The 9,730-nt window shown below is 69.5% G+C and carries 7 protein-coding genes and 1 pseudogene; 3 read left to right on the top strand and 5 right to left on the bottom strand.

What is annotated here, in order from left to right:
- Positions 1 to 197 precede the first annotated feature (197 nt).
- Positions 198 to 1,868 (bottom strand): proteasome ATPase, encoded by a 1,671-nt coding sequence (gene arc, locus VGH85_22815; protein ID HEY2176652.1) that lies wholly within the window; start codon positions 1,866 to 1,868, stop codon positions 198 to 200.
- Positions 1,869 to 2,205: 337 nt separating this feature from the next.
- Between arc and murA the strand changes: the two genes are divergently transcribed.
- Entirely contained in the window at positions 2,206 to 3,567 is a 1,362-nt protein-coding gene (gene murA, locus VGH85_22810; protein ID HEY2176651.1) for a UDP-N-acetylglucosamine 1-carboxyvinyltransferase, read from the top strand.
- Here murA and VGH85_22805 read toward each other — a convergent pair.
- Together VGH85_22805 and VGH85_22800 are read right to left on the bottom strand one after the other, a co-directional pair.
- Positions 3,527 to 4,360 (bottom strand): tRNA (adenine-N1)-methyltransferase, encoded by an 834-nt coding sequence (locus VGH85_22805; protein ID HEY2176650.1) that lies wholly within the window; start codon positions 4,358 to 4,360, stop codon positions 3,527 to 3,529. The two genes, murA and VGH85_22805, sit on opposite strands and share 41 nt — an antisense overlap.
- A 7-nt stretch (positions 4,361 to 4,367) precedes the next feature.
- A complete protein-coding gene (locus tag VGH85_22800) occupies positions 4,368 to 5,546 on the bottom strand; it encodes a site-2 protease family protein (GenBank protein HEY2176649.1) in 1,179 nt (392 codons plus the stop codon).
- 115 nt (positions 5,547 to 5,661) lie between these two features.
- Here VGH85_22800 and lepB point away from each other — a divergent pair, with 115 nt between their 5' ends.
- The gene (lepB, locus tag VGH85_22795; protein HEY2176648.1) at positions 5,662 to 6,288 is read left to right on the top strand and encodes a signal peptidase I; all 627 of its coding nucleotides are present in this window, start codon (positions 5,662 to 5,664) and stop codon (positions 6,286 to 6,288) included.
- Positions 6,289 to 6,350: 62 nt separating this feature from the next.
- Entirely contained in the window at positions 6,351 to 7,286 is a 936-nt protein-coding gene (locus tag VGH85_22790; protein ID HEY2176647.1) for a RecB family exonuclease, read from the top strand.
- A 112-nt stretch (positions 7,287 to 7,398) separates the two neighbouring features.
- Here VGH85_22790 and VGH85_22785 read toward each other — a convergent pair.
- Together VGH85_22785 and VGH85_22780 are read right to left on the bottom strand one after the other, a co-directional pair.
- Positions 7,399 to 7,872, bottom strand: a pseudogene (locus VGH85_22785) (HAD family phosphatase).
- Between the two features lie 74 nt (positions 7,873 to 7,946).
- Positions 7,947 to 9,730, bottom strand: a 1,784-nt coding sequence (locus tag VGH85_22780) for a vitamin B12 dependent-methionine synthase activation domain-containing protein (GenBank protein ID HEY2176646.1), incomplete at its 5' end; no start/stop codon positions are given.

The following is a 9,730-nucleotide window of genomic DNA, read 5'->3' as shown; positions in this document are numbered from 1 at the left end:
TGAGCTGCTTTATCTGGATCGGCACCGCGATCATGGTGAAGAACGCACCGAACGCCGAGACGCTGGCGGCGATGGTGCGCAGTCGGAAGTCACGGTGCCGGCGCACCGGGCCAAGATCGATGGTCAGCGCGTGCAGCCGGTTCAGCAGGCTAGCCACCGGCCCATGATCCCAGGCCGGGCCAGCGAATTCGCTCGACCTACAGGTACTGGCCGGTGTTGGAGATGGTGTCGATGGCCCGGCCCGACTCGCTGCCCTTGCCACCGGAGATCAGGGTGCGGATGTAGACGATCCGCTCGCCCTTCTTGCCCGAGATCCGCGCCCAGTCGTCCGGGTTGGTGGTGTTGGGCAGGTCCTCGTTCTCCCGGAACTCGTCGATGCAGGCGGCCAGCAGGTGTTGCATCCGCAGGCCGCGCTGGCCGGTGGTCAGCAGATCCTTGATCGCCATCTTCTTGCCCCGGTCCACGATGTTCTGGATCATCGCGCCGGAGTTGAAGTCCTTGAAGTACAGCGTCTCCTTGTCACCGTTGGCGTAGGTGACCTCGAGGAAGCGGTTGTCCTCGCTCTCGGTGTACATCCGCTCCACGGTGTGCTGGATCATCGCGTTCACGGTGGCCTCGGCCGAGCCGCCGTGCTCGGCCAGGTCGTCGGCGTGGATCGGCAGGGTCTTGGTGATGTACTTCGAGAAGATGTCGCGCGCCGCTTCGGCGTCGGGCCGCTCGATCTTGATCTTGACGTCCAGCCGACCGGGTCGCAGGATCGCCGGGTCGATCATGTCCTCGCGGTTGGACGCGCCGATCACGATCACGTTCTCCAGACCCTCGACGCCGTCGATCTCGCTCAGCAACTGCGGGACGATGGTGTTCTCCACGTCCGAGGACACCCCGGAGCCACGGGTCCGGAAGATCGAGTCCATCTCGTCGAAGAACACGATCACCGGCATGCCCTCGCTGGCCTTCTCCCGGGCCCGCTGGAACACCAGCCGGATGTGCCGCTCGGTCTCACCGACGTACTTGTTCAGCAGCTCCGGGCCCTTGATGTTGAGGAAGAACGACCGGCCTTTCTCGTCGTCGCCACGCACCCTGGCGACCTGCTTGGCCAGCGAGTTGGCCACCGCCTTGGCGATCAGCGTCTTGCCGCAGCCGGGCGGGCCGTACAGCAGGATGCCCTTGGGCGGACGCAGCTGGTGCTCGCGGAACAGGTCGGCATGCAGGAACGGCAGCTCGACGGCGTCGCGGATCTGCTCGATCTGCGAGCTCAGCCCGCCGATGTCGGTGTAGTCGATGTCCGGTACCTCTTCCAGTACCAGTTCCTCGACCTCGCTCTTGGGAATCCGCTCGTAGACGTAGGAGGACCGCGGCTCCAGCAGCAGCGAGTCGCCGACCCGCAGCGGCGAGCCGCGCAGGACGTCGGCGATGTGGACGATCCGCTCCTCGTCGGTGTGCCCGATCACCAGGGCCCGGTCGCCACCCTCGAGGATCTCCTTGAGCATCACGACCTCGCCGGCCCGCTCGAACTCGCGGGCGGCGACGACGTTGAGCGCCTCGTTGAGCATCACTTCCTGGCCGGCGCGCAGCTCCTCGATCTCGACCGCGGGTGAGACCGAGACACGCAGCTTGCGGCCGCCGGTGAAGACGTCCACAGTTCCGTCGTCGTAACGTCCGAGAAACACGCCGTAACCACTGGGCGGCTGGGCGAGCCGGTCGACCTCTTCCTTGAGGCTCACGACCTGATCGCGTGCTTCGCGCAGCGTGCTGGCCAGTTTGTCGTTGCGCTCACTCAGCGCACTGACATGACCGTTGGCCTCAGCCAGCCGCTCCTCGAGCGCCCGGACGAGCCGGGGCGACTCGATCAGCTTCCGGCGCAGCATGTCGACTTCCTCTTCGAGGAACGACAGCTGTGTCGTCAGGTCGTGGATCTCCTTCTCATAGCGCGCGTCGTCGTCGTGTCCTGTCACCACGAGCACCCACCTCCCCGCGGGATCCCTGCGGTGTGCCCAACCCTACACAGCCCGGGTTCTGGGCGAGTCCCAACGCGCCCGGCCGACGGACCCCTCCGGCCGGACGCATCCAGTTCCGCCATGTTGCCCGGCCGGCCCTGCTCCCGACGGTACGGTGATCGCCGCAGGGCATGTGCCCAAAGCACGACATGCCTTCGGTTACGGGCGGTGCGGGGCTACGGGGTGTACGGGGATCTGGGGGCCGACGATGGTCAGCGAGATACTGCAGGTGAGCGGCGGGACGGCGCTGCGCGGCGAGGTCCGCGTCCGGGGTGCGAAGAACCTTGTCCCCAAGGCCATGGTCGCCGCTCTGCTCGGTGACACGCCGAGCCTCCTGCGTGACGTGCCGGACATCAGCGACGTACGGATCGTCCGGCATCTGCTCGAACTGCACGGCGTGTCGGTCACCTCGACCGGCCCGGCCGAGATCACCCTCGACCCGTCCTCGGTCGAGGAGGCCAACGTCGCCGACGTCGACGGCCATGCCGGATCCAGCCGGATCCCGATCCTGCTCTGCGGACCCCTGCTCCACCGGCTCGGTCACGCGTTCATCCCCCATCTCGGCGGCTGCCGGATCGGCGACCGGCCGATCGACTACCACCTCGATGCCCTCCGCCAGTTCGGCGCGACCGTCGACAAGCAGGACGACGGGCTGTCCATCACCGCACCGGACGGCCTGCGCGGAACGAAGCTGGTGCTCCCCTACCCGAGCGTCGGCGCGACCGAGCAGGTCCTTCTCACCGCCGTCCTCGCCGAGGGCGTGACGGAACTGCGCAACGCCGCCACCGAGCCGGAAGTCCTCGACCTGATCGCGGTGCTGCAGAAGATGGGCGCCGATATCTCCGTGCACACCGACCGGGTCATCAGGATCACCGGTGTCGACCGGCTCGACGGCTTCAGCCACCGCCCGGTGCCGGACCGGCTCGAGGCCGCCTCGTGGGCCTGTGCGGCCCTGGCGACCGGCGGCGACATCACCGTTCGGGGCGCCCGGCAGGCCGGGTTGATGACATTCCTCAACGTATTCCGCGCCGCCGGTGGTGCCTTCGACGTCGATGACGGGCCGGACGGCGGTATCCGGTTCTGGCACCCGGGCGATGCGCTGCGCGCCCTGCCCATCGAGACCGATGTCCACCCGGGTTTCCAGACCGACTGGCAGCAGCCGTTGGTCGTCGCGCTGACCCAGGCCGACGGGCTGTCGATCGTGCACGAGACGGTGTATGAGAACAGGCTGGGTTTCACGACGGCGCTCGCCCAGATGGGCGCGCACATCCAGCTCTACCGCGAGTGCCTGGGCGGGCTGCCGTGCCGCTTCGGCCAGCGCAACTACCTGCACTCGGCGGTCATCAGCGGGCCGACCAAGCTGCACGCCGCCGAGCTGACGATCCCCGACCTGCGCGGCGGGTTCTCCTACGTGATTGCAGCGCTCGCCGCGCAAGGCACCTCGAGTGTGCACGGCGTCGACCTGATCTTCCGCGGCTACGAGGCCTTCCCGACCAAGCTGCACGACCTCGGGGCGGACATCGAGGTGCTCACCCGCGAGACGGACGACGCTGTCGGGCCGGTGCGGTGACTCCGTCGGCGAGTCGGCGCGTGGTGACGAGAAAGGCTGTGTGGGCGACCATCCGGTGATCGGGCCGGACGGCGAGCCCGACGACGTGCCACGGCCGCAGCAGGGTCTCGAAGGCGTACGGCTCGGTGAACCGGCCGTCGGAGCGCATCGCCTCGACCACAGTGGACAGTTGCGTGGTCGTCGCGACGTAGGCCACCAGCACGCCGCCCGGCAGCAGCGCCCGGGCCACCGGGTCGAGCACCTCCCAGGGCGCGAGCATGTCCAGCACCACCCGGTCGACCTCGGTGAGCTCGCCCTCGCCGAGGTCGCCGACCTCCAGGCACCAGGCCGGATGCGGGCCGCCGAAGAACGCCTCGACGTTGCCGCGGGCGATCTCGGCGAAATCGGCGCGTCGCTCGAAGGAGTGGACGGCGCCGGTGTCGCCGACCGCGCGCAGCAACGAACACGTCAGCGCACCTGAGCCGGCTCCGGCCTCGAGAACCCGCGCGCCCGGGTAGAGGTCGGCCATCGCGACGATCTGGGCGGAGTCCTTCGGGTAGACCACCTGGGCGCCGCGGGGCATCGACATCACATAGTCGGTGAGCAGCGGGCGGAGCGCGAGGTATGCCGTGCCCGTCGCCGCGGTGACCACGCTGCCCTCGGGCAGTCCGATCAGGTCGTCATGGGCGATCGCGCCGCGATGGGTGTGGAAGTTTCGCCCGGGCTCGAGCAGCACCGTGTGCCGCCGGCCCTTCGGATCGGTCAGCTGCACCCGGTCACCCGCCCGGAACGGTCCCCGTGGGCGCTCGTTCACCGGTCCCTCATCGAGGGGCGCCCGACGCGCTCGGCTCCGGAGCCGACGAGCCCAGGGCCTTGGCGACGTCGCTGGTCACCAGGACGCCGACGCTGTGGCCGTCGCGGCCGACGATGAGGTATTCCGACGCCGGCGTCGTACGCATGGCCTCGAGCATGGCCTCGCCCGCGAGCGTGTCACGCAGGATCAGACCGTCCTCGAGCGGCCGGGCGACGTCGGCGACCGAGGTCCATGCCCGGCGCCCTTCCGGCACCGTCTGCACGGCCGTCTCGGAGACCAGGGCGCGCGGTTTGCCGGTCGTGTCGACGACCACCAGGGCGCCGACCTTCGCCTGCTGGGCGCGGCGTACGGCCTCTCCGATCGAGACGTCGGTCGCGATGTCGAGCGTGGGCCGGACCAGGTCGGCGACCCGCAGCTGGGGCAGGCTCGTCTTCAAGGTGGCGACCCGGAGCGCCTGGCCCGCGCTGATCCAGATGAAGGCGGCGAGCAGCAGCCCGATCGCGAAGCTGTAGAGGCCGAGTCCGGATACGTCGCGCTGGAGGTAGAACGCCATCACGACCACGGCGATCGCGACGGTCCGACCACCCCAGGCGGCGGCGCGGGTACCCGTCAGCTGCGAGCCGGTCAGCTTCCACACGCCGGCGCGAAGAACGCGGCCGCCGTCGAGCGGCAGGCCCGGCAGCATGTTGAAGGCCGCCACCAGGCCGTTGGTGATCACCAGCTGGAAGACCAGCCAGCGGCCGACCGAGAACTCCGGCAGGTGGGTGTAGCCCGCGGCGCCGACTCCGGCGATCAGCAGCGACACGAGCGGCCCGGCGATCGCCACGAGGTATTCATGCGACGGGCGCTCGGGCTCTCCTTCGATCTCCGAAACACCGCCCAGCAGGAACAGCACGATCCGGCGTACGGGGAGGCCGAGCGCGAGGCTCACCACGCAGTGCCCCAACTCGTGGAGCAGGACGCTGATCGCGAGCAGCACCGCGGCGCCGAACGCGATGGCGTAGGAGGCCCCGGTGGAGATCCCGGCGACGTTCTGCCGGACCGCGTCGGCCCAGGACAAGGTGATGAACGCCGCGAAGATGAGCCACGACGGTGACAGGAACACCGGGACCCCGAAGTAGCGCCCCGCCGGGAAGCCCGCCGCGCGTTCACGCGGCTGCTGCTGTCGCTGCTGGACGGGGGCCATGCCCCCGATGCTACGTGCCTGAGCGTGTCGGACGGGTGCTCGACCTGCGGGCCCGGATCACCCATCCGGGGTGCACCGACGCGCCGACGACGCGGGCGTGGCCTACCGTGGCTGCATGAGTGCGCCGGGCGACCCGCCCACAAATTCGTCGGCGACGACGTCGGCGACCGGAGAATCCCCGGAGCGGGTTCCCCGGGCCCTGGCGCGCGGACGCACCCCCCGACGGCGTCGCCGGATGCTCCAGTGGCCCATCCTCGTGATCGTCGCGGTGGTGGTCGCGGTGCTCGTCCGCACCTTCCTGCTGGAGAGCTTCTACATCCCGTCCGGGTCGATGGAGAACACGCTCAACATCAACGACCGGGTGCTGGTCGACAAGATCAGCTACCACCTGCACGGGATCGGCCGCGGCGACATCGTGGTCTTCCGTCGCCCGCCACATCTGCAGATCTCCGACAACGACCTCATCAAGCGGGTCATCGGCCTGCCGGGCGACACGCTGAAGGCGTCCGGCGGCAGTGTCTTCGTCGACGGCCGCAAGCTCTCCGAGCCCTACGTCCGGACCGCGTGCCACGGCACGGGGCCCTTCGGTCCGGTCACCGTGCCGGCGGGGAAGATCTTCGTGATGGGCGATAACCGCTGCAATTCATACGATAGTCGGTACTTCGGGGCCATTTCCAAAAATCTCGTCGTCGGGCAGGCCTTCGTCCGGATCTGGCCGATCAGCCGCCTGTCCGGGCTCTGACCTCGTCCGGCCCGGTGCGTCGGGGCCGGGTTATGTCAGAGGTCCGGCCTAGGCTCCAGGGCATGAGCAGCGACACGCAGATCAGCGTCGATACGACCGACGACCCGGGAGAGGTCGACCTCCCGACCCCCGTGCTGCGCTCGCTGTCCCCGTCGCGAGCCGGCGATTTCAAGACCTGTCCGCTGCTCTACCGCTTCCGCTGCATCGACCGGCTGCCCGAGCGGCCCTCCCCCGACGCGGTCCGCGGAACGGTGGTGCACGCGGTCCTGGAGCGGCTCTACGACCTCCCGGCGGCAGAGCGCACCCCGGAGGCCGCGACGGCGCTGGTGGGCCCGCAGTGGGAGCGGCTGCTCGAGGAGGAGCCCGTCCTCGCCGAGCTGTGGGCGGCCGATCCCGACGATCCCGCCGATCCCGACGGCGCCGGCGACACCCGGGCGGACGAGCTCGCCGGGTGGCTGGATTCCGCCCGCCGCCTCGTCGAGGGCTACTTCACCCTCGAGGACCCGACCCGGCTGGAGCCGGCCGACCGCGAATGCCTGGTCGAGACCGTGCTCGACGACGGGCTGCTGCTGCGCGGCTATGTCGACCGGCTCGACGTCGCCCCGACCGGAGAGGTGCGGGTCGTCGACTACAAGACGGGCGGTGCCCCACGCGAGGCGTACGAAGGCCGGGCGCTGTTCCAGATGAAGTTCTATGCCCTGGTCCTGTGGCGGATGCGCGGCGTGGTGCCGCGCCAGCTGCGGCTGATCTACCTCAAGGACCGCGACACGCTCACCTACACCCCGGACGAGGAGGAGCTGCGCCGCTTCTCCCGGACGCTGCAGGCGATCTGGGCGGCGATCACCCGCGCGACCCGCGAGGGTGACTTCCGGCCTAGTCCTGGTCCGTTGTGTGCGTGGTGCGACCACCGGGCGCTGTGTCCGGCGTACGGCGGGACTCCCCCGCCGTATCCGGGCGCCGAGATCGAGCAGGAAGCGACGCCAGCCAGTCGACCGTGACGCCGACCAGCGAGTCGATCACCACCCGGTGCGGTCCGGGTGCGACCGGCACCTCGCTGGGCACCGCGACCACGGTCGCCCCGGCCGCCTCGGCCGAGGCGATGCCGCGGGGCGAGTCTTCGATCGCCACGCAGTCGGCCGGGTCGACGCCCAGCCGCGCGGCGGCGGTGAGGTAGGACTCCGGGTGCGGCTTGGTGTGGGTCACCTCGTCGCCGCAGACGACGACGCCGAAGGTGTCGGGCGGGAAGCTGCGCAAGGCGACCTCGGTCAGGTCGCGGTGGGTCGACGTCACCAGCGCGGCGGGGATGCCGGCGTCGCGTACCGCCTGCACCAGCTCGAGCGCACCTTCCTTCCACGGCAGGTGCTCGCAAAAGAGCTCCTTGGTGCGGTTGAGCAGCCACGGCCCGGTGACCTGGGGATCGGCGGTGACGCCGAGATCGGCATGCACCATCGTCACGGACTCGAAGAGGTTGGCGCCGACCAGTGCCTTGCGGGTCTCCGGCGAGAGCCGGCCACCCAGTGAGGCGGCCAGGTCGTCGAGGCTGATGTCCCAGAGCTTTTCGCTGTCGAAGAGGGTGCCGTCCATGTCGAAGAGGACGGCGGCGAGCTTCGGCTGATGGGCCGGATCGCCGGAGCCGGCGGCGCCGGGGCGGGAGTCGCTCATCGGGCCGCGAAGTACTTCGCCTCGGGATGGTGGACCACGATCGCCGACGTCGACTGCTCGGGATCGAGCTGATACTCCTCGGAGAGCGTCACCCCGATCCGCTCCGGCTTGAGCAGCTCGACGACCTTGTCCTGGTCCTCCAGGTCGGGGCAGGCCGGGTAGCCGAAGGAGTAGCGCGCTCCCCGGTAGTCCAGCCGCAGGTAGCCCTCGACGTCGTCCGGGTCGTCGGCGGCGGCCGATCGGCCATTGTCGAAGGCGAGCTCCTCACGGATCCGCTTGTGCCAGTACTCGGCCAGCGCCTCGGTCAGCTGCACGGACAACCCGTGCACCTCGAGGTAGTCGCGGTAGGCGTTGGCCTCGAACAGCTCATGGGCGAACGCGCTGATCTTCTCGCCCATGGTCGCGACCGTGAACGCCACCACGTCGGTCTCACCGGAGTCCTCGGACCGGAAGAAGTCGGCGAGGCAGAGCCGCCGGTCGCGCCGCTGCCGCGGGAAGGTGAACCGCGCCCGCTCCGCCCCGTTGTCGCCGAGGACGATCAGGTCCTCGCCCTTGCTGACGCAGGGGAAGTAGCCGTAGGCCACTGCGGCCTCCAGCACCCCTTCGGTCTTGAGCCGGTCGAGCCAGTAGCGCAGCCGCGGCCGGCCTTCGGTCTCGACGAGTTCTTCGTACGTCGGTCCCTTGCCACCGCGGGCACCCCGCAACCCCCACTGGCCGAGGAACGTGGCCCGCTCGTCGAGCAGGGACGCGTAGTCGGCCACCGGGATCCCCTTCACGATCCGGTCGCCCCAGAACGGCGGCGTCGGCACCGGGTTGTCGGTCGCGACGTCGGAGCGGCCGACCACCTCGTCCTCCGGCGGCTCCTCGGCCGCCCGGCGTTCCGCGGCGATCCGGCGGGACCGTTCGTGCCGGGCCCGCCGCTGTTCGGCCTTGGTGTCGTCCGGGCCGTCCGGGGTGGCCTCCGCCGGTACGCCGCCCCGCCGGATCGTCATCAGGGTGTCCATCAGCCGGAGGCCTTCGAAGGCGTCGCGCGCGTAGCGGACGTCGCCGTCGAAGAGGTCGGCGAGATCCTGCTCGACGTAGGACCGGGTCAACGCCGCGCCCCCGAGCATCACCGGCCACCGCTCGGCGAACCCACGGGAGTTCATCTCCTCGAGGTTCTCCTTCATCACCACCGTCGACTTCACCAGCAGCCCGGACATGCCGATCACGTCGGCACGATGCTCCTCGGCGGCGTCGAAGATCGCCGACACCGGCTGCTTGATGCCGAGGTTGACGACCGTGTAGCCGTTGTTGGACAAGATGATGTCGACGAGGTTCTTGCCGATGTCGTGGACGTCGCCCTTCACGGTGGCCAGGACGATCTTCCCCTTCGATTGCACCTCGACCTTCTCCATGAATTGCTCGAGGTGGGCGACGGAGGCCTTCATCGTCTCGGCGCTCTGGAGGACGAACGGGAGCTGCATCTGCCCCGAGCCGAACAGCTCGCCCACGACCTTCATCCCCTCGAGGAGGAGGTTGTTGACGATCTCGAGCGGCGAGTAGGTCTCGCGGGCCTGGTCCAGGTGGACGATCAAGTCGCGCTTCTCGCCGTCGATGATGTGGCGCTTGAGCTTCTCCTCGATCGGCAGGTTTTCCTGCTCGGCCTTGGGGCCCGCCGTCACCTCCGTGCCTTCGGGGAAGAGTGAAATGAACGCCGTCAGTGGGTCGAAGCCCTCGCGGCGGCGGTCGTAAATCAGGGCGAGCGCGGCGTTCCACTGCTCGTCGGGGATCCGGTTCT

It is taken from the genome of Mycobacteriales bacterium (genome assembly GCA_036497565.1).
Taxonomy (GTDB): Bacteria; Actinomycetota; Actinomycetes; order Mycobacteriales; family QHCD01; genus DASXJE01.
Note: the sequence above shows the minus strand (reverse complement) of the source record. Positions and strands in the feature narration are given on the sequence as shown.

What these genes read in the sequence shown, in the direction of transcription:
- VGH85_22790 (HEY2176647.1), top strand. Translation starts at nt 6,351, where the DNA reads ATGAGCAGCGACACGCAGATCAGCGTCGATACGACCGACGACCCGGGA.
- murA (HEY2176651.1), top strand. Translation starts at nt 2,206, where the DNA reads ATGGTCAGCGAGATACTGCAGGTGAGCGGCGGGACGGCGCTGCGCGGC.
- VGH85_22800 (HEY2176649.1), bottom strand. Translation starts at nt 5,546, where the DNA reads ATGGCCCCCGTCCAGCAGCGACAGCAGCAGCCGCGTGAACGCGCGGCG.
- arc (HEY2176652.1), bottom strand. Translation starts at nt 1,868, where the DNA reads ATGCTGCGCCGGAAGCTGATCGAGTCGCCCCGGCTCGTCCGGGCGCTC.
- lepB (HEY2176648.1), top strand. Translation starts at nt 5,662, where the DNA reads ATGAGTGCGCCGGGCGACCCGCCCACAAATTCGTCGGCGACGACGTCG.